Source organism: Streptomyces sp. NPDC002958 (genome assembly GCF_055563255.1).
In genome coordinates, this window is sequence record NZ_JBVHDS010000014.1 from 70,459 (window position 1) to 93,831 (window position 23,373).

Below are 23,373 nucleotides of genomic sequence, written 5' to 3' on the forward strand. Positions count from 1 at the left end.
GGTGTATGTGTCAAGGCTGCAAGCTGAGCACTTGTACAAAGTGTTCGGCAGACGACCCGATCAAGCCGTGCAGAAGCTCGAAGGCGGCGCCGACCGCGACGAGCTTCGCGCCGACGGAACGACCGCAGCGGTGATCGACGCCTCGTTCTCCGTCGAACCGGGACAGATCTTCGTCGTGATGGGTCTGTCCGGGTCCGGTAAGTCCACGTTGCTGCGCATGCTCAACGGACTTCTGGAGCCCACAGCCGGACGCGTGCTGTTCGACGGCCAGGACCTGACCGCCCTGAGCCCCGCCGAACTGCGTCATGTCCGGTCTTCCAAGATCAGCATGGTGTTCCAGCACTTCGCGCTCTTCCCTCACCGAAGCGTGCTGGAGAACGCCGCGTACGGCCTCGAAGTGCAGGGTGTGCCGCGTGCCGAGCGTGAGAAGCGCGCGGCCGAGGCGCTGGAGTTGACCGGTCTCGCCGGCTGGGAGAAGTCCTGGCCGGACGAGCTGTCCGGCGGTATGCAGCAGCGCGTCGGCCTGGCCCGCGCCCTGGCCACCGACGCCGACCTGCTGCTGATGGACGAGTCCTTCAGTGCGCTCGACCCGCTGATCCGCCGCGACATGCAGGACCAGCTGCTCGAACTGCAGAAGCGTCTGAAGAAGACCATCGTCTTCATCACCCACGACCTCAACGAGGCCATGCGCCTCGGCGACCGTATCGCCGTGATGCGCGACGGGAAGATCGTCCAGCTCGGCACCGCCGAGGACATCCTCGTCACCCCGGCCAACGACTACGTCGCCTCCTTCACCCAGGACGTCGATCGCACCCGGGTGCTGACCGCGGGCGCCATCATGGCCGAGCCGCACACCGTCATGGGCACCAGCACGGACGACGGCAAGGAACTGCGTACCGCCGCAGACGTCCTCAGGGAAGCCCCGGCCACCGTCACCGAGTCCACGCCGATCATCGAGCTGTTCACGCCCTGCTCGCAGAGCGCAGTCGCGGTCGCCGTGACCGACGCCGAGGGCAAGCTCGTCGGCGTCGTACCGCGCGCCCGGCTGCTCGCCGTCCTCGGTGAGCCGATGAGCCCCACCGAGGTTCCGCAGGACATCAGGCCCGGAGCCGTCGGCACGAAGAAGGTGGCCAATGTTTAGGCTCCCTCTCGGCGACTGGGTCGACTCCGCGGTCGACTGGCTCCAGACTCATCTGTCCTGGCTGTTCGATGCGATCAGCTCGATCGTCAACGGCATGTTCGACGGCATATCCGCCGTGCTCTCCGCCCCCGCGCCTCTCGTCTTCGCGGGCATCGTCGCGGTCATCGCCTGGTGGCTGCGCGGTCTGCTCCCGGGTGTACTCGCCTTCGTCGGCTTCGCGGTCATCGACTCCGTCGAGCTGTGGGACGAAGCGATGGACACGCTCACCCTGGTGCTCGTCGCCACCATCATCGCGCTGGTGCTGGCCGTACCGCTGGGCATCTGGGCGTCCCGCTCCAAGGCGGTCAGCGCGGTGACCCGGCCGGTCCTGGACTTCATGCAGACCATGCCCGCCATGGTCTACCTGATCCCCGGCGTCATCTTCTTCGGCGTCGGTGTGGTCCCCGGCGTCATCGCCACCATCATCTTCTCGCTGCCCCCGGGTGTCCGGATGACCGAGCTCGGCATCCGCCAGGTCGACGCCGAACTCGTCGAGGCGGCCGAGGCGTTCGGCACCACCCGGCGCAACATCCTGCTGCGGGTGCAGCTGCCGCTCGCCCTGCCCACGATCATGGCGGGCGTCAATCAGGTCATCATGCTGGGCCTGTCCATGGTGGTCATCGCCGGCATGGTGGGTGGCGGCGGCCTCGGCGGCGCCGTCTACCGCGCCATCGGCAACGTCGATGTCGGTCTCGGCTTCGAGGCGGGCATCTCCATCGTCATCGTGGCGATGTACCTGGACCGGATGACCAGCGCCCTCGGCCGTGAGGTCTCCCCGCTCGCTCGCCGCTCCCTCGCCAGGGCGCAGTCGATGGCCGGCGGACCGAAGGTCTGGAACCACCGTCCGCAGCCCGTCGTCGCGGTCGTCGGCATCGTCGTCCTCGCACTCGTCGCGGGCGGCATGGGAGTCTTCGGCTCGTCCGGCTCGGACAAGGCCACCGCCGCCGGCGCCTCAAACGTCGGCGAGGGCAAGAAGATCAGCATGGGTTACATCCCGTGGGACGAGGGCATCGCCTCCACCTACCTGTGGAAGGAGCTGCTGGAGCAGCGCGGCTTCGAGGTCGATGTCGAGCAGTACGAGGCCGGTGCGCTCTACACGGGTATGGCCAACGGCCAGATCGACTTCGAGACCGACTCCTGGCTCCCGGTCACCCACGCCAGCTACTGGGAGAAGTACCAAAACAGCCTGGAGGACCTGGGTTCCTGGTACGGCCCCACCTCGCTGGAGCTGGCCGTCCCCTCGTACGTGAAGGATGTCCAGTCGCTGGACGACCTCAAGGGAAAGTCCTCGCAGTTCAAGGGCCGGATCGTCGGCATCGAGCCGAGCGCCGGTGAGATGGCCCTGCTCAAGGACAAGGTCCTGCCGGGCTACGGCCTGGACGAGGAGTACGAGGTCGTCGACGGCTCCACGCCGTCGATGCTGGCCGAGCTGGAGCGCGCGTACGCCAAGAAGGAACCGATCGTCGTCCCGCTCTGGTCGCCGCACTGGGCGTACGACCAGTACGAGCTGACCAAGCTTGAGGATCCCAAGAACCTCTGGGGCGAGGGCGACGGCATCCACACCCTGGCCCGCAAGGACTTCTCCGCCGACTACCCCGAGGTCAGCACCTGGCTCAAGAACTTCGAGATGAGCGAGGACCAGCTCACCAGCCTTGAGGCACAGATCCAGAAGAGCGGCTCCGGCAATGAGCAGGAAGCCGTCCGCACCTGGCTGGAGGCCAACCCGGGCCTCGCCGACAAGTGGACCCCCGTTGCCGAGGCCGGTGCGGCCAAGGGCACCGACGGCGAGGACGAGCGCGACCGTGCCGTCGAGATGGCCTGGGCCCCTGGGAGGAGGGCATAGTCGCCACGTGCCTGTGGAAGGCCGTCCTGGAGGAGCGCGGCTACAAGATCAACCTCAAGCAGTCGGAGGTCGGTCCGATGTGCGCCACCAAGGCCTGGATGGAGAAGAACCCGGGCATCGCGGACACGATGGCTCCGCAGTAGGGCTCGACAGAGCCTGAAGCAGCAGAAGGGGTGGGCGCCGCCGTGGGCGGGCCCGCCCCTTCCGGCTGTCCGGAAGACGTTCATCAACCGGCCGACCTTGCGTAACCGTGTGCGTAATGTGCAGGCAGCCGGAAGGATGACGAGTCGGGAGGGAGCCGGACATGGATGACAAGGAAGCACTCCGGGTGGGCGCCGCGGTCCGCCGACGGCGCAGATCCCTGGGGCTCACACTGGCCGCGGTCGCGACCCGAAGCGGTCTGTCCGTGCCGTTCCTCAGTCAGATCGAGAACGAGCGGGCCCGGCCCAGCGCCCGGTCCCTGGACCGGGTCGCCGGAGCCCTGGAGACCACCACGGCACGATTGCGCGCCGCCGCGGACTCGGCGCGCGCCGTCGATGTCGTACGGGCGGGCGAGGGCGACGGGGTACGCAGGGTGGTGCGCGGACGCCATCAGCTCAGCGCCCTGGAGTTCACCGGTGAGCTCGACCTCGGGCGCGAGTTCCAGCACCGCAACGACGAGGTGATGTACGTGGTGCGGGGCGCCGCGGAGGTGGAGGCCGAGGGGCAGGCGTACCGGCTGGAGCAGGGCGACACACTTTTCCTGTCCGGCGGGGTGCGGCACCGCTGGCGGGCCACGATGCCCGGTACGCGGCTGCTGGTCGTCGCGGTCGCCGAACACATCGACGCCACCTTCGACCCGCGTCGCTGAGAAAGGGGCTTTCCGCCGTGCGAGTCGTCTCCCTGGTCCCCTCGCTGACCGAGGCTGTCGCCGTCACAGCCCCCGGCCTGCTGGTCGGTGTCACCGACTGGTGCACCCACCCGGCCGGCCTGACCGCCGCCCGTATCGGCGGCACCAAGAACCCCGACGTGGCCGCGGTCGTCGCGCTGCGGCCCGATCTCGTCGTCGCCAACGAGGAGGAGAACCGCGAGCCCGACCTCGCAGCGATCGGGGCGGCCGGAATCGAGGTCCTCGTCACCAGGATCCGCACCCTCGACCAGGCCCTCGAGGAACTGGACCGGGTCCTGGTCACCGCGTGCGGACGGCCCAGGCCGCGCTGGCTGGACGAGGCCGAGGCCGCCTGGGCCGCGCTCCCGCCACCGCGCGCCCCGCGCCGTGCGGTGGTGCCCATCTGGCGCAGGCCCTGGACGGTGCTGGGCCGCGACACCTTCGCCGGGGACCTGCTGGCCAGGCTCGGCGTCGAGAACGTCTACGCGGACCACGCCGAGCGCTATCCCCGTATCCCGCTCGACGCACTCAACACGGCGGGCGCCGACCTGGTCGTCCTGCCCGACGAGCCGTACCGCTTCACCGCGAACGACGGGCCCGAAGCGTTCCCCGCACTGCCCGCCGTACTCGTCGACGGGCGATTTCTCACCTGGTACGGGCCGTCGCTGGCGCAGGCGCCTGCGGCGCTGCGAGCAGCGCTCCGCTGAGCAGCCCGCGCACCGTCCGGAGCCCGGCCACCGCCCACGCCGTCACCAGCAGTACGTACAGCGCGACGGCCAGCCAGGTGTACGCCGTGAGACCGGTGTGCCGGGCCAGACCCGCTGCGCCCGTGACACACGTACCGACCGGGAAGGTGAAGCCCCACCACGTCATACTGAAGGTCATACCGTTGCGTACGGCCCGCACCACCAGCGCGACGGCCAGTGCCAGCCACATCAGCGCGAAGCCCATCACCGGCACCCCGTAGAGCACGGCGAACACCTCGAACCCCGAGGCATACGGCTCCCCGATCGCGCCCGGCGCCACATCGGCGAGCTGATTGACCGCGGTCGTCGACTGGCCCAGCGGGCCGAGGACAAGGAACAGCGTGGGCGTCAGCGCGAGCGGCAGCGGGCCCTGGTGGACGAGCCGGGCGAAGATCAGCGGCAGCATCACCAGCGTGGCCAGCAGACTCAGACCGAACATCGCGTAGCAGGCCAGCAGCATCGCCTCCTGCCACTGACCGGCGGGCAGCTCCGGCACCAGCAGCGCACCGAGCGCCGCGGAGACCATCGGGGCCACCACTGGAAGCAGCCACACCGGCGATGCGGTGCCGGGTTCGACCCGGTGACGCACGACCATCAGGTACGGAATCGCGACCGCGGCGGCCAGCCCGATCAGCGTGCCGGCCGTGTACAGCACCACATCCAGGGCAAGGGCCGCCTGATGGCCTATGACGTCCTGGCCCACCACCATCGTCGAGCCGCCGACCGCCAGCAGTGCCATCGAGAGACAGCCGTAGAAAGGGGCGACGGTGGGGTCCAGCAGATGGGTGCGGGCCTGGTCGCGATGGGCGATCCAGTGCCCGATACGGGCCGTGAGCACCACGGCGAGCATGACTGTCGCGAGCGCCCACACCACCGTGCAGGCACCCCGCAGTCCCGGGACGTGTACGGGCAGCGCGACACCCGCGCTCGCGACGATCGAGGTGCCCATGACGCTCGCGTACCAGTTCGGGCCGATGTACCGCAGGTGAGAGAGCCGGGGGGCTGCTGAAGCGGGGGCTGGGGACTGCTGTGTCTGCGGAAAAATGGCCATGCCGCGATTCTCGTGGCGCGGGACGGGCCCCACCAGGGACGTCATGTCTATGAGGTCATAAGGTGGAATTATGACCGGTGAAGAACGTATTTCCCTCTCCCGCCGGGTCCCTGACCTCGGTGCGCTGGAGCTGCTGCTCGCCGTCGCCCGGCACGGCAGCCTGGGGCGCGCGGCACGGGACGTCGGCGTCACCCAGCCCGCCGCGAGCAGCCGTATCCGGTCCATGGAGCGGCAGCTCGGCCTGGCCCTGCTGGACCGTTCACCGCGCGGCTCCCGGCTCACCGACGCGGGCGCACTGGTCACCGACTGGGCGCGCAGGATCGTCGAGGCGGCCGAGGCGTTCGACGCCGGCGCGCAGGCGCTGCGCGACCGGCGGGACTCCCGGCTGCGGGTCGCCGCCTCCATGACCATCGCCGAATACCTGCTGCCGGGCTGGCTGATAGCGCTGCGCGCCGAACGGCCGGACACCGCGGTCTCGCTGCTCGCCGGAAACTCGGCGGCGGTCGCGGGGCGGCTGCTCGTCGGCGAGGCGGACCTCGGGTTCGTGGAGGGCTTGTCCGTGCCGGAAGGGCTCGACGGCACGGTCATCGCCCACGACCACCTCGTCGTCGTGGTCGCTCCGCCCCATGCGTGGGCCCGCCGCCGTACGCCGCTGTCCCCGCAGGAACTGGCCGCGACCCCGCTGATCCTGCGCGAGCACGGCTCCGGCACCCGCCAGGTCCTGGACGCGGCCCTCGCCGTGCACGGCGGGCTCGCCCAGCCGCTGCTCGAACTCTCCTCGACGACCGCGGTGAAGGGAGCGGCGGAGAGCGGGGCGGGGCCGTGCGTGCTGAGCGAGCTGGCGCTGGGCGAGGAGCTGTCCTCCAGGCGCCTGGTCAAGATCCCGATCGCCGGAGTGCGACTGAGGCGCCAGCTGCGCGCGGTATGGCCCTCGGGCCACCGCCCTACGGGTCCGGCGCGCGATCTGCTGTCGCTGACCGGGCGGGGCACGTAGCGGGAGGATCGCGTGGGCCCGGCCCGCGCGATCCCTCGTCCTGCTGACGCCCTCCAGTGCCGTGACCGGCAGTGTTTGCGCGGAAGGAGCGTCGTTCAGCCCGTGCGATCGCCAGGCGGCCGGAAGTCCTTGGACGGGGGCCCTGCTGCTCGAACGAAGTCGGGGGCTTGGGGAAGGAGCTACCAGGGCTTTTGGCCAACGCCGCGAGCGTGCGTGCCGGACGCCGCAGGGCAGGCGGGACTTTCGAAACGCGCCTGGCCGGGGCCGCCGCAAGCGCTCGCAGGCCCCGTGGTCTGCGCTGATGCGAGTTCCTCGACCGACGTACGGGCCGGGGCCGACGAGGCCGCCACCAGCGCCTGCATCAGCCGTGAGTCGTCGCCCATCTCCGGGTGCCACTGCACCCCGAGCACCCACTGCGCTCCCGGCAGCTCGATCGCCTCGACCGTGCCGTCCGCCGCGTGCGCCGAAGCCACCAGCCCCGGTGCGAGTCGCTGTACGCACTGGTGGTGGTAGGTGGGGACGGCGGACTCCTCGGGCACGATCGACGAGCAGAGCGTCCCCGGCACCGGCTTCACCGGGTGTGTGCCGAGGGCTCCGGTCGCGCCCAGCGGGCCGGTGTGCCCGTCGAGGTGCTGGGTCAGGGTGCCGCCCAGCGCCACATTGAGCAGCTGCATGCCGCGGCAGATGCCGAGCAGCGGTGTACCGGACTCCAGCGCGGCGCTGATCAGGGCCAGCTCCCAGGCGTCGCGCTCCTGCGCGGGGGGACCGGTCCTGAAGTCGCGCTCCGCGCCGTACAGCCCGGGTTCCACGTCGGCGCCGCCTGCGATGACGAGGCCGTCCAGCCGGGCTACCGCGGCCCCGGCCCGGGCGGGGGCGTCCGGCGGGAGCAGCGCCGCAAGGCCGCCGGACTGCTGGACCATCCGCGGATAGGCGGCCGGGAGGAGAGTGGCGGGCAGCTCCCAGACACCCCAGCGGGCCACGGGCTCCAGATAGGTGGAGACGCCGATGAGAGGTTCGGACACGGGGCGGTCCCTCCGGTCGGCCGCCCGCAGGGCGGACTCGGTTCCATGGTGCCAATGGTGGCAGAGAATACCTTTATGGTTTCCGAGGCTGCCACCGACCCGAAGTCCCGCCGGTGTGCTCCCGGTCAGGCCAGAAAACCGCGCAACAGTGCGGCCGTACCCGCGCAGTGCTCGCGCATCACCGCGCGCGCGGCCTCCGCGTCCCCGTCGAGAACCGCCTCGACGAGACTCGCGTGTTGATGCTGCGAATGCTCCAGGTTCCGCACGAGCAGCGGTATGCAGTCCAGCAGATCGTTCAGGGTGGCCCGGACGGCCGCGTACTGCGCGGCCAGCGACGTGGAGCCGGAGAGTTCGGCCAGGGTCAGATGGAACAGGGTGTCGTGCCTGCGGTAGTCGGGCAGAGGTGCTTCGTGAGTTGCCGTCAGAGCCGTACGCAGCCGGTCCGCGCCCTCGTCCGTCAGTCCCTGCGAGGCGCACAGCCCGGCCGCCCCGGCCTCCAGTACCTCGCGGAAGCGCAGCACGTCCTCGATGTCGACCGACTCCACCTTCCGGCGCAGCTCGTCCTCGCCGGGGCTGCCGGTGCGGGCCGGCACGAACGTGCCGCCGTACCGTCCGCGCCTGCTCTCCACCAGGCCCTGGTCCTGGAGCACCTTCAGCACCTCGCGCAGGGTGACCCGGCTGATCCCCAGCAGCTCGGCCAGTTCGCGCTCGGCCGGCAGTCGCCCGCCACCGGGCACCAGCCCGAGCCTGACCACCTGGAGGATCTGCTCCAGCGCCTCCTCGAAGCCGTTCCCCGCCCGGACGGGCCGCAGTACGGGCATCAGGCGGTCGGTGAACCCGCTTTCCTCGGCCACGTCCCGTTTTCCCTTCACAATTAATGGTTCTCTCCCATACCTTAAGTCTTCCGGCTGACCGAAGGAGGAGTACCCCGTGGCAGACCGAACACCACCGCTCGGGATCGAGGAGCTGCGCGTCCTCGTCACAAGCGGTGAGATCGACACCGTCGTCCTCGCCTTCCCCGACATGCAGGGACGACTGCAGGGCAAACGGTTCGCTGCCCGCTTCTTCCTCGACGAGGTCGTGGAGCACGGCACCGAGGGATGCAACTATCTGCTCGCCGTCGACACCGACATGAACACCGTCGACGGATTCGCGATGTCCTCCTGGGCGCGCGGCTACGGCGACTTCGCCATGCACGCAGACCTCTCCACCCTGCGTCCGGCGCCGTGGAACGAGGGCACAGCCATGGTCATGGCCGATCTAGCCCACGAGGACGGCTCACCCGTCACCGCCGCGCCCCGCCAGATCCTCCGCCACCAGTTGGAACGCCTGGCCGAGCACGGCTACACGGCCCATGTCGGCACCGAGCTCGAATTCATCGTCTTCAAGGACACCTACGAGCAGGCCTGGGACCGCAACTACCGCGATCTGACCCCGGCCAACCAGTACAACGTCGACTACTCCGTCCTCGGCACCGGCCGCGTGGAGCCGTTGCTGCGCCGTATCCGCAACGAGATGGCCGCCGCGGGCCTCACCGTCGAGTCCGCCAAGGGCGAGTGCAATCCCGGCCAGCACGAGATCGTGTTCCGCTACGACGAGGCCCTGGTCACCTGCGACCAGCACGCCCTCTACAAGACCGGATCCAAGGAGATCGCCGCCCAAGAGGGCGTCGCGCTCACCTTCATGGCCAAATTCAACGAGCGCGAGGGCAACTCCTGCCACATCCACCTCTCGCTCCGCTCCATCGACGAGGCCGGGCGCAATGCCATGGCGGGCGAGGACGGCGGCATGTCCCCGGTGATGCGCCACTTCCTCGCCGGCCAACTGGCGGCCCTGCGCGACTTCTCCCTCCTCTACGCACCGAACATCAACTCCTACAAACGCTTCCAGCCGGGCTCCTTCGCCCCGACCGCCGTCGCCTGGGGCCGCGACAACCGCACCTGCTCGCTCCGCGTCGTCGGCCGCGGCCGCTCGATGCGCTTCGAGAACCGGCTGCCCGGCGGCGATGTCAACCCGTACCTCGCCGTCGCCGGACTGATCGCAGCGGGCATCCACGGCATCGAGAAGGGCCTCGAACTCCCCGAGCCGTGTGACAGCAACGCCTACACCGCCGACTACGACCACGTCCCCACCACGCTGCGCGAAGCCGCCGAACTCTGGGAGAGGAGCGAGATCGCCAGGGCGGCCTTCGGCGACGACGTCGTCGCGCACTACCGCAACATGGCCCGCGTCGAACTCGAAGCCTTCGACGCCGCAGTGACCGACTGGGAGCTCCGCCGCTCCTTCGAACGCCTGTGAGGCACCCTGTGACCACGCCCGACCACCCGGTGGAACACCACGTACTCAACCCGGCGACGGAAGAACTCCTCGCCACCGTCCCGTCCACCACCCCCGCCGAGGTCGACGCGGCGGTCGTCCGGGCCGCAACGGCCCAGCGCACCTGGGCCGCCCTCGCCCCCGCCGACCGGGCCCGGCTGCTGCGCCGCTTCGCCGCCGCCGTCGACGGCGAAGTCGAACAGCTGGCCCGACTGGAGGTCCAGGAAGCCGGCCATACCCTCGGCAACGCCCGCTGGGAAGCGGCCAACGTCCGCGATCTGCTCGACTACGCCGCCGGGGGAGTGGAACGACTCGGTGGCCGACAGATTCCGGTCCCCGGCGGACTCGACATCACCCTCCTCGAACCCCTCGGCGTCATCGGTGTGATCGCACCGTGGAACTTCCCCATGCCGATCGCCGCCTGGGGCCTCGCCCCCGCCCTCGCCGCAGGCAACGCCGTGCTCCTCAAGCCCGCCGAGACCACCCCGCTCACCGCCCTGCGGCTGGCCCGGATCGCCCTGGACGCGGGGCTTCCCGAACACCTCCTCCAAGTACTGCCGGGGGCGGGCGACGTGACCGGCGACGCCCTGGTCGAGCACCCCGGTGTCGCCAAGATCGTCTTCACCGGCTCCACCCGGGTCGGCAAGCAGATCATGGCCAAGTGCGCCGCCCGCGTGAAGCGACTCACCCTCGAACTCGGCGGCAAGAGCCCCAACATCGTCTTCGCCGACGCCGACATCGAGGCCGCCGCAGCCGCCGCACCCATGGCATTCCTGGACAACGCCGGCCAGGACTGCTGCGCCCGCACCCGCATCCTGGTCCAGCGATCCGCCTACGACCGCTTCCTGGAACTCCTCGCCCCCGCGATCGAATCGGTCGTCGTGGGCGACCCGTTGGACGAGAACACCCGGATGGGCCCGCTGATCTCCCGGGCCCAACTGGAACGGGTCCGAGGTTACGTCCCCGACGACGCGACCGCACTCAGCGGGAAAGCGCCCGAAGGGCCCGGCTTCTGGTTCCCGCCGACCGTCCTCACCGACGCCCGCCCGGACTCGCCCGTCGCCACCGAAGAGGTCTTCGGGCCGGTCGCCGTCGTCCTTCCCTTCGACGACGAGGCAGACGCCGTACGGCTCGCCAACGCAACGGAGTACGGCCTCGCCGGCTCGATCTGGACCCGGGACGTGGGCTGCGCGCTGCGCGTCTCGCAGGCGGTCCAGGCCGGGAACCTCTCCGTCAACTCCCACTCCAGCGTCCGCTACTGGACCCCGTTCGGCGGCTACAGACAGTCCGGACTCGGCCGCGAACTCGGCCCCGACGCCCTCGCCGCATTCACCGAGACCAAGAACGTCTTCATCAGCACGGAGGCCTGAGCCGACATGACCACCACCGACAGCCAGAACATCTGCCGCCGCCTGGTCGGCCGCACCGCCGTCATCACCGGAGCCGCCAGCGGCATCGGCCTGGCCACCGCACGCCGCCTGGCGTCGGAGGGCGCCCACGTCGTCTGCGCCGACATCGACGAGCACGCGGGCAAGGCCGCGGCCGAGGAGGTCGGCGGCACCTTCGTACGCGTCGACGTCACCGATCCCGAACAGGTCGAGGCACTCTTCCAGGCCGCCTTCGACACCTACGGCTCCGTCGACATCGCCTTCAACAACGCCGGTATCTCCCCGCCCGACGACGACTCCATCCTCACCACGGGCCTGGAGGCATGGAAGCGCGTCCAGGACGTCAACCTCACCTCCGTCTACCTCTGCTGCAAGGCCGCCCTGCCCTACATGCGCCGCCAGGGCCGCGGCTCGATCATCAACACCGCCTCCTTCGTCGCGATCATGGGAGCGGCCACCAGCCAGATCTCGTACACCGCGTCCAAAGGCGGTGTCCTCGCCATGTCCCGTGAACTCGGCGTGCAGTTCGCCCGCGAAGGCATCCGGGTCAACGCGCTGTGCCCGGGACCGGTCAACACCCCGCTGCTCCAGGAGCTGTTCGCCAAGGATCCGGAGCGCGCTGCCCGCAGGCTGGTGCACATCCCGGTCGGCCGGTTCGCCGAAGCCACGGAGATCGCGGCAGCCGTAGCGTTCCTCGCGAGCGACGACTCCTCATTCGTCAACGCCACCGACTTCCTCGTGGACGGGGGAATCTCCGGGGCGTACGTCACACCCGTCTAGTTGCCGTGACCGGGCGGTGTTTGCCCGGAAGGGGCGTCGTGCAGTGCGTGCGATCGCAAGGCGGCCGGAAGTCCTTGGACGGGGTGTCCCCTGCTCGATCGAAGTCGGGAGCTCGGGGAAGGAGCCACCAGGGCTCGTGGCGTCACCAAGGCGATCCGGCCGATCGGTGACAGCGGGACGAGCGGCGGCGTGGGCAGCTCCGTGGCCCCCTGACACCGGTCGGCTCAGAGGAACGTACGGCCCTCGCCCCGGTACGTCGGCACGGTCGCCGTCACCCGGTCGCCCTCGATCAGCTGCAACTCGTCGAAGCGTTCGCACAGTTCACCGGCCTTCGCGTGCCGGAACCACACCTTGTCGCCGATCAGCAGATCGTCGGCCGGGGCACCGAGCAGCGGGGTCTGCACCTCGCCCGGCCCCTCCTGCGGGTCGTAGCGCAGTCCCTCCGGAAGATAGGGGACGGGCAGCCGGTCGGCACCCGCGGGCCCGGACGCCGGATAGCCGCCACCGAGGACCGTCACCACACCCACACCGGGCCGACGCACCACCGGCTGGGCGAACAGCGCCGCCGGACGGGCCGTGAACGACGTGTAGTTGTCGAACAGCCGCGGCGCGTACAGCCCGGACCCGGCCGCGATCTCGGTCACCGCGAGCTCCGCCGCCGTGTGCTGCACACTGCCGGTGCCGCCGCCGTTCACGAACTCGAGATCCGGCGCCACCGCCCGTACCGCCCGCACCACCTCGGCCCGCCGGGCGGCCAGCTCCTTGCGGCCCGCTGCCTGCATCAGCCGGATCGCCCGGGAGCGCAGCGGCCGGCCCGCGACCGAGTCACCGACCCCGGCGATGTGGCCCTCGTACGCCATCAGTCCCACCAGCCGGAAACCGGGCCTGCGCGCCACCGAGCGTGCCAGTTCGGCCAGTTGGGCGGGGGAGCGCAGCGGTGAACGCAGGGCGCCGACCCTGACCCGGCCGCCGAGCAGCCGCAGGGAGGTGTCCAGCTCCAGACAGAGCCGGATCTCCTCGCGGCCACCGGCCCGCGCCGCGTCGATCAGCTCCAGCTGTGCGTGGTCGTCCACCATCACCGTCACGGCGGCGGCCAGCTTCGGATCCGCGGCCAGCTCCGCGAAGGCGGCCCGGTCGGCCGACGGATAGGCCAGCAGGACATCCTCGAAACCGGCCCGCGCCAGCCACAGCGACTCGGCCAGCGTGAACGACATGATCCCGGCGAATCCGGGCCGGGCGAGCACCCGCTCCAACAGGGCACGGCAACGCACCGACTTGCTCGCCACCCGGATCGGCTTCCCGGCGGCCCGGCGCACGAGATCGTCGGCATTGGCATCGAACGCATCCAGATCGACGACGGCGATCGGGGCGTCCAGATGGGCGGTGGCCCGGTTGTAACGGGTCCGGTCAGCGACGCGCGCAGTCATGGCCGCAGCTTGCCAGACGTCCGTACCACTGGGTAGGGGGATGATCTGCGCAGATCGTCCAGGGGCAGGGCGGCCCGCTCCCGCCGGGGCCGTCCCACCCCGTAGAGTGACGGGCACGCGGCAACCAACGGGCCTGCCTGTGACGTCGATCCGCGCGCGGTACGGAACAGGACCAGGGGGGCGGATGAGTACCGAGGCGCAGCACGCTCCCGTCCCGCCCCGCCCCGCGACCCCGCCACCGGCGCCCGCGCATCCCGCGCAGGCCCCTTCCGCGACCATCGCGAGCGTGCCCGTTCCGCCGCTCCCGAAGACACCACCGCCCGCAGTACCGGCCCCGATGCCGGGCCCAGCGGCGCCGGTGGGACCGGCCGCCGCGGTATCGATGCCCCCACCTCAGCGGCAGGAGCCGGACCCGAAACCGGTCGAGCCCCCTCAGCAGACGCACACCTGCGAAGTCCCGCCCGTGGAGACCACAGCGCGGCTCCGGCCCGTGCCCCCGGCTCACGCCGCGCCCGCACCCGCCACCACCCCGCCCCGCCCCGAGCAGCCGCCCGCCGCAACCCGTCGGCGCCCCGTCGGCGCTGTGGACCTCACCCCGCGTCCAGGGGCGACCCCGCCACCGCCCGGGCAGGTGCACGTCCCGCACGCGTACCCGCAGCCGCGCCCGTACCACCGCCCGTTCCCCGCACCGCCCGGGCAGGTGCACGTTCCGCAGCCGCACCCGTACCACCGCCCGTTCCCCGAGACACCCGTGGAGACCACCACCCGGCTGCTCCCCATCCGTACCCGCCACCCCGTCAGGACCGCGACCGCCGCCGCCTGCGTCGTCCTCGGGCTCGGACTGATCGGCGGCGCGGCCACCGGCGCCTGGCTCACCAGCGACTCCTCGGCCGACCCCGTCGCCCACAGCGCCTACACCGTGGGCCGCTCGGCGTGGCACAGCGTCCCCGTGGACACCCTCTTCCCCCGCACGCTCAATGGCGACGGAGCGGGGCCCGGCGGCGCCGACCGGGTCTGGACCAGGGTCGCCGTCGCCCCTGACAGCGGCTGCGCATCGGCCCTCGACCCACTGCTGGCCAGGACACTCGGCCCGGTCGGATGCGAGCGCATGCTCCGCGCCACCTACACCGACGCCACCAGCAGCAGCGTCACCACGGTCGGGTTGATCTTCGCCGAGGGCGACACCGAGGCCATGAGAGCACTGAGCACCCGCTTCACCGAACAGCACCTCGACCGGCGCACCGACCTGATGCCCCGTACATTCCCCGCCAAGGGCACGGTCGCCGCCGGGTTCGGCGACCGTCAGCGCGCCAGCTGGACCGTCCATGTACTGACCGAGATCCCTGTCGTCGTGTTCGCGGTCTCCGGGTTCGCCGACGGGCGTACGGTCACCGATCCGCAACCCGTCGACGAGGCCGTGGCCGCGAACGCCACCACGGCCGCCGCCCAGGCCGGACTCGGCCACGAGGCCAGAGGGGTCGCCGACCGGATCGAGCACGGTCTGCGCCGGACCGTCACCGACCTCACGGAGAAGCCGGAATGAGCCGCCGCACCCGCCGCCACCGCCGTGCCCTGGGTGCGGTCAGCGCCGCCACCGCGTTCGCGCTCCTGCCCGCCGCACCGGCCAGGGCCGATGCCATACGCGACCAGCAGTGGGGCCTTCAAACGCTCCACACCCAGCAGGCCTGGCAAACCACCAAGGGCAAAGGCATCACCGTCGCCGTCGTCGACACCGGGGTCGACGGCAGCCTCCCCGACCTGGCCGGCCAGGTGCTGCCAGGCAAGGACATGATCGGCTTCGGTGCCCGCCGCGGCGACCGCTCCTGGGCCCGGCACGGCACCGCGATGGCCGGGATCATCGCAGGCCGCGGCCATGGCGTCGGACGCGGCGACGGAGTGCTGGGCATCGCGCCCGAGGCGAAGATCCTCCCGGTCCGGGTGATCCTCGAAGCCTCCGACCCGGCCCGTGCCAAGGCCCGCGAGTCCCGCGGCACGGCCCTCGCCGACGGCATCCGCTGGGCCGCCGACCACGGCGCCGACGTCATCAACCTCTCGCTCGGCGACGACAGCGAGTCGGCGCACCCCGATCCGGGCGAGGACGCCGCCATCCAGTACGCGCTGAAGAAGGGGGCCGTCGTTGTCGCCTCCTCGGGCAACGGAGGCGAGAAGGGCGACCACATCTCGTACCCCGCCGCGTACCCCGGCGTGATCGCGGTCGCCGCCGTCGACCGGTACGGCACCCATGCCGCGTTCTCCACCCGCCGCTGGTACGCCACCGTCAGCGCCCCCGGGGTCGACATCGTCGTCGCCGCCCCCGACCACCAGTACTACGTGGAGTGGGGCACCTCCGCCGCCTCCGCGTTCGTCTCGGGCGCGGTCGCGCTCGTCCGCGCCGCACACCCGGGACTGACGCCCGCCCAGATCAAGCAACTGCTCACCGACACGGCCCGCAGCGCCCCGGCGTCCGGCCGAGACGACGCCCGCGGCTACGGCATCGTCGACCCCGCCGCGGCGATCAAGGCCGGAGCCGAGCTCCGTCCCGTCGGCCTGCGTGCCGACTCCGCCGAGGCCGGATACCGAAAGCGGTACTTCGGCTCCGGTCCCGCCCCCGAGCACCATGACAGCAGCCCCGCAGGCCGGCTCGCCCCCGCCGCGGGCGGCCTCGGAGCGGTCCTGCTGGCGCTGGCCGTGGTGCTGTGGCGAGGCAGGGGCAACAGGCCGGCCACCGCACGGCGCTGAACGCAGCTCCGGCAACGCTCGGGCCGCGCTCACCGGGCGGCGTCGAGCACGCCCACCGCCGCCTTCGCCACCGACTCCACGAGAGCGATCCCCGTCTCCTTCGTCCGCTGCCCGTCCGAGAGCACCGCCACCAGATAGGTGCGGCCGTCCGCACTCACCCGACCGATGCTGTTGATGTCCCACAGAGCGGTCGTCGTCCGGGGCAGCCAGCCGTTCTTCAGGGCCCAATTGCTGCCCGCCGCCGACACCCCCCACTGCTGGTCGGCCGCGACCTGCTCCATCAGCCCCTGCAGATACGTACGGGAACTCTCGCTCAGCTCCGACTCCGTACCGAACACCACTTGCAGCAAAGCCAGTTGATCCGCCGCCGTGGTCTGGGTCAGCCCCCATGCGTGCGCCGCCGTTGTCCCGGTCAGGCCCAGGCGTTCATTGGCCGCGTCGAGTCCTTGCGCCCCGCCGATCGCCCGCAGCAGGGCGGTGGCGGAGGCATTGTCGCTCCGCTCGATCATGGCGGTCGCGTAGTCGCGCTCGCCGGCGGTGAGTGCGCGCTTCTCGTCCTGGGCCCTGAGCAGCAGCGCCACGATTATGTCGACCTTGACGATGCTGGCGGTGTCGTACGCCCCGTCCCCGTAGACCGCCCGCGCCCCGCTCCCGGTGTCCAGCACCGCGACGGACACCTCCGCGTCACCCATGTCGGTCAGCAGCGGCTCCACCGCCGCGGCCAGCTCCGCGTCGAGATCCACCGTCGGCTCCTCACTCGTCGTTGCCGGGACCGGAATGCTCCCGGCAGCCGGTACGGACGATGCGGACGCCGAGGCGCGGGGAACGTCATCCGACGACCGGCCGGCCAGACAGATGCCACCCGCGGCCGAACCCGCCAGCAGAAGCACGGCCGCCACGGAGGCGGACCGGGCAGAGCCGCGGAATCTCTTTCGGGACATGCCCCGGACGTTAGGAACGGCACCTGAGAACAGGCTGGGTTCGACCTGGTGTCAGGGTAAGAAACCCCCGGTTGCCAGGGTGAGAAACCCCCAGTTGCCAGGGTGGGAAACCCCAGGCACTACGCTCGCCCTGTGGCGCTGAAGAACATTCCGGACCCCGGTTACTCCGACGACGACGGCACGGCCGCCCCTGCCCTGACCGCGGCGCTCGCCGCCTGGGCCGAGGACCGGAAGGCCATCGGCCCGGTACTCGAAGCTCTCAAGGGCGCCCGGCTCCTGGTCCCTGTCGTCGCCGTCCTGGGGGAGGTGGAGGAGGACGAGAAGGGACTGCGCCGCGAGAAGACCAGTGACATGGCCGTCCCCACCCTTCAAGCGGGGGACCGTCGGGCCCTGCCCGCCTTCACCTCGACCGCCTCGCTGGCCCGTTGGGATCCGCAGGCCCGCCCCGTCGCCGTGCCCCTGCACCAGGCGCTGCAGGCCGCCGCGCACGAGAAGGCGGACACGGTCGTCCTCGATCTCGCCGGCCCGGTCGCATTCGAGCTGACCGGCTCCGCACTGCTCGCCCTCGCCGAGGGCCGCACAAGCGCCGACCCGCTGGACGACCCCGCAGTCACCTCGGCGATACGGAACGCGGTCGCCGCCGAGCCCGCGGTGCTCCGCGCCCACCTCGGCCCCGGCCGGGCCGACGGCACCCTCGCCCTCGTCCTCGCACCCGATGCGGACCCCGCCGACGCGGCCCGCCGGGTCGCGGAACTGCTGGCAGCCGACGACGTCCTGCGCGCCCGTCTGGTGCGCGGCCTGGACCTGGCGCTGCTCCCAGCCGACGCGACCACGCCCGGTGAGGCCCTTTTCACGCGCTGATCCCCCGACCGGTCGCTGATCACCCGACCGCTCCGACGCGCGCGATGGCGCATCGGTACCTCGGTCGACCCGCCGCGCAGCCTCGGCCCGGCACTGTTCGCGGGCGGCGAGGCGCTCGCCCGGCTGTGGCTGTTCCTGGTGGCCCCGCCGGTCGGCGGCGTGATCGCGGCGCTCGTGCACCAGTTGACCCACCCGGTCCAGTTTCGGGCGCGGCTCGGCACCGTCTGACTCCGCTCCGACGACGTGAGTCCCCGGCCCGGGACGGGCAGGGGACTCACGGTCGTAAGAAGGTGTACGAAAGGGGGCGGACAGGCTCTCAGCCGAAGACGGGGCCGGTGTACTTCTCGCCGGGGCCCTGGCCGGGCTCGTCCGGTACGAGCGATGCCTCGCGGAACGCGAGCTGCAGCGACTTCAGACCGTCACGCAGCGGAGCCGCGTGGAAGGAACTGATCTCGGTGGTGCCGGCATCCAGCAGGCCGGCCAGCGCGTGCACCAGCTTGCGGGCCTCATCGAGGTCCTTGTGCTCGTCGCCGTCCTCGGTCAGCCCGAGCTTCACGGCGGCGGCGCTCATGAGATTGACCGCGACCGTCACGATCACCTCGACCGCGGGCACCTCCGCGATGTCGCGGGCCATGTCGTCGAAGCCGGGGGAATCAGTGGTGGGGGTCGCGTCACTCATGCGCCATACGATAGGCCCCCTCCGGTGCCGCCCTGTCCGCGGCAGCGGTGGGCGACCGACTGGTTAGCGCACGCCCGGGGGAGCTGCTAACCTTGTGTAACGACCGGCTGGGCAGCTATGTGCCCGGCCCACAAGTGGAGGCTCCGATCTCCCACCTGGCTGTCCTCTCGGACAGCGGGTCACCGGTCAGGTGGCGCCCATCGTTCCGTACGGACGATGGAGCCGCCCGATGCGCCCCGCGGTTGACTGCGGCGGTGTTCCGGTTGTTTCAGGAGCCCCGCCTGTGTCCCGTCCGGGGCGTTTTTCTTGGCCCTTGTGCGGTTGGTCTCACGAAACAGACGTTACGTGGCTGTCCGCCAGGCGGCCGCGTGGTGCTACCGAGGAGGATCCATCAGCGCCGAGCCCCGCATCAACGACCGGATTCGCGTTCCCGAGGTGCGACTTGTCGGTCCCAGCGGCGAGCAGGTCGGGATTGTTCCGCTTGCCAAGGCCCTGGAACTCGCACAGGAGTACGACCTCGACCTGGTCGAGGTGGCGGCGACCGCCCGTCCGCCCGTGTGCAAGCTCATGGACTACGGGAAGTTCAAGTACGAGTCGGCCATGAAGGCCCGTGAGGCGCGCAAGAACCAGGCGCACACGGTCATCAAGGAGATGAAGCTCCGGCCGAAGATCGACCCGCACGACTATGACACCAAGAAGGGTCACGTCGTCCGGTTCCTCAAGCAGGGCGACAAGGTCAAGATCACGATCATGTTCCGTGGTCGTGAGCAGTCCCGCCCCGAGCTGGGCTTCCGTCTGCTCCAGCGTCTCGCTTCGGACGTGGAGGAACTCGGCTTCATCGAGTCCAACCCGAAGCAGGACGGCCGGAACATGATCATGGTTCTGGGCCCGCACAAGAAGAAGACCGAAGCCATGGCCGAGGCCCGCGAGGCCCAGGCCGCCCGCAAGGCGGGGCGTCAGGGTTCCACCCCCGACGCCGAGGCCGCGGGCGGGGCTGCCGAACCGCAGCCCGAGGCTACGGCCGAGACACCTTCCGAGGCATGACCTCAGGGGGCCGCCATCCAGGCGGCCCCGGGTCTCCCCGGAATTCCCACCAAGATCTGACGCCCCTGCTGTCCGGTGCCCGCACCGTGAGGGGCGCCACTGACGAGGAGAGAACGGCGCGATGCCGAAGAACAAGACGCACAGCGGTGCCAGCAAGCGCTTCAAGATCACCGGCTCCGGCAAGGTGCTCCGTGAGCGCGCCGGCAAGCGCCACCTTCTTGAGCACAAGTCGTCCAAGAAGACGCGCTCGCTGACCGGCACGGTCGAGCTGGCCCCGGCTGACGCCAAGAAGGTCAAGAAGCTTCTCGGCAAGTGAGTCCGCAGCCCTCGGTGAATCCGTGGGCGGCGACCTCGACTCAGACCGGGACCAATTCGTTTCCGGGCCGTGTGAGTCCAACCACGGCCCCGCTACAAGGAGTTAAAAAGTGGCACGCGTCAAGCGGGCAGTAAACGCTCACAAGAAGCGCCGGGCAATCCTCGAGCAGGCCAGCGGCTACCGCGGCCAGCGCTCCCGCCTGTACCGCAAGGCGAAGGAGCAGGTCACCCACTCCCTCGTCTACAACTACAACGACCGCAAGAAGCGCAAGGGCGACTTCCGTCAGCTGTGGATCCAGCGCATCAACGCCGCTGCCCGCCAGAACGGCATGACGTACAACCGCCTCATCCAGGGTCTGAAGGCCGCCAACATCGAGGTGGACCGCAAGATCCTGGCCGAGCTCGCGGTCAACGACGCCAACGCGTTCGCCGCCCTCGTCGAGGTTGCCCAGAAGGCCCTCCCGAGCGACGTCAACGCCCCGAAGGCCGCCTGATCCAGGTCGCACTTCCTGTCTTCTGATCCGGACCCGCAGGCGCTCGTCGTCTGCGGGTCCGGTGCGTTGCACGACATGTTCCGCACGTCCGTCACGTCCGTCACGTCCGTCACCTCCGTCACCTCCGTACGCAGAGAGGCTCGCCGCCGACCATGGGCACCCCCGAACTGATCTCCCCGCGATCGCCCCGCGTCGCCGCCGCCCGGCGGCTGGCCAAGCGCAACTTCCGCGGCAAGGAGCGCAGGTTCATCGCCGAGGGCCCGCAGGCCGTGCGTGAGGCCGCCGAGCACCGCGGCAACGACGGTGAGCCGACGCTGCTGGAGCTCTTCGCCACCGTTGAGGCGGCCGAGCGGTACGCCGACATCGTCGACGCCGCCCACGCGGCGGGCGCCCGGGTGCACCTCGCGGACGGCGATGTGCTCGCCGATGTTTCGCAGACCGTCACCCCGCAGGGTCTGATCGGCGTCTGCCGCTTCCTCGACTCGCCGTTCGATTCCATTCTCGCCGCGAAGCCCAAACTGGTCGCCGTCCTCGCCCACGTACGCGACCCAGGCAATGCCGGTACGGTGCTGCGCTGCGCCGACGCCGCGGGCGCCGACGCCGTAGTGCTCACCGATGCCTCCGTGGACCTCTACAACCCCAAGTCCGTCCGGGCCTCGGTCGGCTCGCTCTTCCACCTGCCGGTCGCCGTCGGTGTCCCGGTCGAGCAGGCCGTGCAGGGGCTGAGGGATGTGGGCGTACGGATTCTCGCCGCCGACGGCGCGGGCGACGACGACCTCGACGACGAACTCGACGCCGGGACCATGGGCGGGCCGACCGCCTGGGTCTTCGGCAACGAGGCCTGGGGCCTGCCGGAGGAGACCCGGGCGCTGGCCGACGCCGTCGTGAGGGTTCCGATCCACGGCAAGGCGGAGAGCCTCAACCTGGCGACGGCGGCGGCCGTCTGCCTGTACGCCTCCGCACGGGCCCAGCGCCCGCGCCGATAGTCCGCGGCCGGGGCCCCGGTCCGCAGGGCCACCGCGACCGGCGCCCGCGCCGATAGTCGGCGGCCGGGGTCCTGGTCCGCAGGGCCACCGCGACCGGCGCCGCGTCGTCGGGCGGCGGGCGTTCCGGCCGGTCAGCTCGCCGCCTCGCTGACCGGCGCGGCGAACGGTGCCCCGTGGGGCGCGGCCCTGCTCCTCGTGCTGATCGCGGCCTGCACGGCCGCTGGATCGTTCGCCTGCGGATCGCTCACGAGGCGTGAGTGGACGGCCGGGCCGGCCGGGGATCGCGTCGAGGCCGCCGTCCGACCGACGCCATGTCCCGTACCCCGCCGAGCGGCGGACCGCGGCAGTGCGTCCCCGCAGGGTGTCGCTCCGTCACCGACGACTAGTAGGGTGACGGACTCGGGGGCCCACTGCACCGGTTCGAGAGGTGGGGTACGGGATATGGCTGTCGGCATGAGCAGGCCGCGCGAGACGCACGTGGCCGTCGTGCGCGTTGGTGAAGGTCCCGGCACGGCAGGCGAACCGGCCGACGGCCGGGACCTCGGACCCGTCGAAGCGACCGTCGATCCCGACGACCTCCCCGACGGCCTGGTCATCGCAGACGAGACCGGCCGGGTCATCTGCTTCAACTCCGCGGCGGCCCGGATCACCGCCGTACCCCAAGCCGCCGCTCTCGGCCGCCCCCTGGAGCTCACATTGCCGCTGGAGGATCTCAAGGGCCGCCGCTGGTGGGCCCTGACCGATCCGTACGGCGGCCTCGCCACCCGGGTCGGCCAGCCCGAACGCAATCTGTTGCTGCCCGGCGGCCGCGAGGTCCTGGTCTCCGCACGGTATGTACGCGAGCATCCGACCGGTCCCGTACGCCGTCTGGTGATCTCACTGCGCGGCACCGAGGCCCGCCGCCGCACCGAACGCAGCCATGCCGAGCTGATCGCGACGGTCGCCCATGAGCTGCGCTCCCCGCTGACCTCCGTCAAGGGCTTCACCGCGACCCTCCTCGCCAAGTGGGAACGGTTCACCGACGACCAGAAGCGCCTGATGCTGGAGACCGTCGACGCCGACGCGGGCCGCGTCACCCGGCTCATCGCCGAACTGCTGGACATCTCCCGGATCGACTCCGGCCGGCTGGAGCTGCGCCGCCAGCCCGTGGACCTCTCCGCCGCTGTCGAGCGCCACGTCCAGGCCCTCACCGCGAACGGCCAGGCCCCCGACCGCTTCCTCGTACGCACCTGCCAGCCGCTGCCCGCGGTCTGGGCCGACCCCGACAAGGTCGACCAGGTGCTCGGCAACCTGCTGGAAAACGCGGTGCGCCACGGTGAGGGAACCGTCACCATTGAAGTCGCACCCGCACCCGCGAAAAGCGACGAGAAGGGAACAGCCGTCACCGTGAGCGACGAGGGCCCCGGCATTCCCGAGGAGTCGATGGGCCGTGTCTTCACCCGCTTCTGGCGGGGGAGCAAGCGCGGCGGTACGGGCCTGGGCCTCTACATCGTCAAGGGCATCGTCGAGGCGCACGGCGGCACGATCACGGTCGGCCGCGGCCCCGGCGGCGGCGCGGAATTCCGGTTTATCCTGCCCGTGAGCGCGCCGGCCTACCTGGTCTGAGCAGCCCACGGGCCCCCCACACATCCTGTGACCCTTAGAATCGACCTTTGGCACCTTTGCGTCCTCCAGTCGTCGAGAGAGGCCACGGGAGTCC

General features: G+C 70.9%; 21 protein-coding genes and 2 pseudogenes. 17 read left to right on the forward strand and 6 right to left on the reverse strand.

From position 1 onward, the window contains the following. Positions 1–67 precede the first annotated feature (67 nt). The 4 genes and pseudogenes from ACZ3IC_RS23055 (at position 68) to ACZ3IC_RS23070 (ending at position 4,598) form a co-directional block, all read left to right on the forward strand. Positions 68–1,141 carry a quaternary amine ABC transporter ATP-binding protein gene (locus ACZ3IC_RS23055; RefSeq protein WP_467418677.1) on the forward strand — a complete coding sequence of 358 codons (1,074 nt, stop codon included), beginning with the start codon at positions 68–70 and terminating at the stop codon, positions 1,139–1,141. Next, positions 1,134–3,166 (forward strand): annotated as a pseudogene (locus ACZ3IC_RS23060) (ABC transporter permease/substrate binding protein). Before ACZ3IC_RS23055 ends, ACZ3IC_RS23060 begins: the two are co-directional and overlap by 8 nt. 161 nt (positions 3,167–3,327) lie before the next feature. Beyond that, on the forward strand, positions 3,328–3,873 hold the full coding sequence (locus tag ACZ3IC_RS23065) for a helix-turn-helix domain-containing protein (protein ID WP_467418678.1): 546 nt from the start codon (positions 3,328–3,330) through the stop codon (positions 3,871–3,873). A 17-nt stretch (positions 3,874–3,890) separates the two neighbouring features. Continuing rightward, positions 3,891–4,598, forward strand: coding sequence for a helical backbone metal receptor (locus tag ACZ3IC_RS23070; RefSeq protein ID WP_467418680.1), 708 nt, complete (start codon positions 3,891–3,893; stop codon positions 4,596–4,598). Here the strand turns inward: ACZ3IC_RS23070 and ACZ3IC_RS23075 are convergent. Next, positions 4,537–5,688 carry a TDT family transporter gene (locus ACZ3IC_RS23075; protein ID WP_467418682.1) on the reverse strand — a complete coding sequence of 384 codons (1,152 nt, stop codon included), beginning with the start codon at positions 5,686–5,688 and terminating at the stop codon, positions 4,537–4,539. The genes ACZ3IC_RS23070 and ACZ3IC_RS23075 overlap by 62 nt on opposite strands. A gap of 70 nt (positions 5,689–5,758) precedes the next feature. Here ACZ3IC_RS23075 and ACZ3IC_RS23080 point away from each other — a divergent pair, with 70 nt between their 5' ends. After that, positions 5,759–6,682, forward strand: coding sequence for a LysR family transcriptional regulator (locus ACZ3IC_RS23080; RefSeq protein ID WP_467418684.1), 924 nt, complete (start codon positions 5,759–5,761; stop codon positions 6,680–6,682). 332 nt (positions 6,683–7,014) lie between these two features. On the opposite strand, the pseudogene ACZ3IC_RS23085 reads toward ACZ3IC_RS23080, so the two are convergent. Together ACZ3IC_RS23085 and ACZ3IC_RS23090 are read right to left on the reverse strand one after the other, a co-directional pair. Then, positions 7,015–7,704, reverse strand: a pseudogene (locus ACZ3IC_RS23085) (gamma-glutamyl-gamma-aminobutyrate hydrolase family protein); the annotation flags it as partial. A gap of 125 nt (positions 7,705–7,829) precedes the next feature. Then, positions 7,830–8,525: a FadR/GntR family transcriptional regulator gene (locus ACZ3IC_RS23090; protein WP_467418787.1), complete on the reverse strand. Its 696-nt coding sequence runs from the start codon at positions 8,523–8,525 to the stop codon at positions 7,830–7,832. A 109-nt stretch (positions 8,526–8,634) separates the two neighbouring features. Between ACZ3IC_RS23090 and ACZ3IC_RS23095 the strand changes: the two genes are divergently transcribed. Genes ACZ3IC_RS23095 through ACZ3IC_RS23105 form a run of 3 tightly spaced genes read left to right on the forward strand, consistent with a single transcriptional unit; the run spans position 8,635 to position 12,188 of the window. Next, complete coding sequence (locus tag ACZ3IC_RS23095; RefSeq protein ID WP_467418686.1) at positions 8,635–10,002, forward strand: glutamine synthetase family protein; 1,368 nt, start codon at positions 8,635–8,637, stop codon at positions 10,000–10,002. Positions 10,003–10,010: 8 nt separating this feature from the next. Next, positions 10,011–11,390, forward strand: a complete 1,380-nt coding sequence (locus ACZ3IC_RS23100) for an aldehyde dehydrogenase family protein (protein ID WP_467418688.1) — start codon at positions 10,011–10,013, stop codon at positions 11,388–11,390. A gap of 6 nt (positions 11,391–11,396) precedes the next feature. Then, positions 11,397–12,188, forward strand: a complete 792-nt coding sequence (locus ACZ3IC_RS23105) for a 3-oxoacyl-ACP reductase (RefSeq protein ID WP_467418690.1) — start codon at positions 11,397–11,399, stop codon at positions 12,186–12,188. Between the two features lie 224 nt (positions 12,189–12,412). Here ACZ3IC_RS23105 and ACZ3IC_RS23110 read toward each other — a convergent pair whose 3' ends face one another. Continuing rightward, positions 12,413–13,615 (reverse strand): amino acid deaminase/aldolase, encoded by a 1,203-nt coding sequence (locus ACZ3IC_RS23110; protein WP_467418692.1) that lies wholly within the window; start codon positions 13,613–13,615, stop codon positions 12,413–12,415. A 583-nt stretch (positions 13,616–14,198) separates the two neighbouring features. On the opposite strand from ACZ3IC_RS23110, the gene ACZ3IC_RS23115 reads away from it, so the two are divergent. Together ACZ3IC_RS23115 and mycP are read left to right on the forward strand one after the other, a co-directional pair. After that, positions 14,199–15,158 carry a hypothetical protein gene (locus ACZ3IC_RS23115; protein ID WP_467418789.1) on the forward strand — a complete coding sequence of 320 codons (960 nt, stop codon included), beginning with the start codon at positions 14,199–14,201 and terminating at the stop codon, positions 15,156–15,158. Beyond that, the gene (gene mycP / locus ACZ3IC_RS23120) at positions 15,155–16,354 is read left to right on the forward strand and encodes a type VII secretion-associated serine protease mycosin (protein WP_467418694.1); all 1,200 of its coding nucleotides are present in this window, start codon (positions 15,155–15,157) and stop codon (positions 16,352–16,354) included. Before ACZ3IC_RS23115 ends, mycP begins: the two co-directional genes overlap by 4 nt. 29 nt (positions 16,355–16,383) lie before the next feature. On the opposite strand, the gene ACZ3IC_RS23125 is transcribed toward mycP, so the two are convergent. Next, the gene (locus ACZ3IC_RS23125; RefSeq protein ID WP_467418696.1) at positions 16,384–17,295 is read right to left on the reverse strand and encodes a serine hydrolase; all 912 of its coding nucleotides are present in this window, start codon (positions 17,293–17,295) and stop codon (positions 16,384–16,386) included. A 132-nt stretch (positions 17,296–17,427) separates the two neighbouring features. Here ACZ3IC_RS23125 and ACZ3IC_RS23130 point away from each other — a divergent pair, with 132 nt between their 5' ends. After that, positions 17,428–18,156 (forward strand): SseB family protein, encoded by a 729-nt coding sequence (locus ACZ3IC_RS23130; RefSeq protein ID WP_467418698.1) that lies wholly within the window; start codon positions 17,428–17,430, stop codon positions 18,154–18,156. A 51-nt stretch (positions 18,157–18,207) separates the two neighbouring features. Beyond that, positions 18,208–18,384: an aquaporin gene (locus ACZ3IC_RS23135; protein ID WP_467418791.1), complete on the forward strand. Its 177-nt coding sequence runs from the start codon at positions 18,208–18,210 to the stop codon at positions 18,382–18,384. 88 nt (positions 18,385–18,472) lie between these two features. Here the strand turns inward: ACZ3IC_RS23135 and ACZ3IC_RS23140 are convergent, their stop codons facing one another. After that, on the reverse strand, positions 18,473–18,835 hold the full coding sequence (locus tag ACZ3IC_RS23140) for a DUF1844 domain-containing protein (protein ID WP_467418700.1): 363 nt from the start codon (positions 18,833–18,835) through the stop codon (positions 18,473–18,475). Positions 18,836–19,180: 345 nt separating this feature from the next. Here ACZ3IC_RS23140 and infC point away from each other — a divergent pair, with 345 nt between their 5' ends. From infC to ACZ3IC_RS23165, 5 genes are all read left to right on the forward strand, one after another. Next, a complete protein-coding gene (infC, locus tag ACZ3IC_RS23145) occupies positions 19,181–19,879 on the forward strand; it encodes a translation initiation factor IF-3 (protein ID WP_467418702.1) in 699 nt (232 codons plus the stop codon). 121 nt (positions 19,880–20,000) lie between these two features. Further along, positions 20,001–20,195 (forward strand): 50S ribosomal protein L35, encoded by a 195-nt coding sequence (gene rpmI, locus ACZ3IC_RS23150; protein WP_114243588.1) that lies wholly within the window; start codon positions 20,001–20,003, stop codon positions 20,193–20,195. A 109-nt stretch (positions 20,196–20,304) separates the two neighbouring features. Further along, a complete protein-coding gene (rplT, locus tag ACZ3IC_RS23155) occupies positions 20,305–20,688 on the forward strand; it encodes a 50S ribosomal protein L20 (RefSeq protein WP_018103794.1) in 384 nt (127 codons plus the stop codon). A gap of 152 nt (positions 20,689–20,840) precedes the next feature. Beyond that, positions 20,841–21,674 (forward strand): TrmH family RNA methyltransferase, encoded by an 834-nt coding sequence (locus ACZ3IC_RS23160; protein WP_467418705.1) that lies wholly within the window; start codon positions 20,841–20,843, stop codon positions 21,672–21,674. 441 nt (positions 21,675–22,115) lie between these two features. Continuing rightward, positions 22,116–23,279 carry a sensor histidine kinase gene (locus ACZ3IC_RS23165; protein WP_467418707.1) on the forward strand — a complete coding sequence of 388 codons (1,164 nt, stop codon included), beginning with the start codon at positions 22,116–22,118 and terminating at the stop codon, positions 23,277–23,279. Positions 23,280–23,373: the final 94 nt, after the last annotated feature.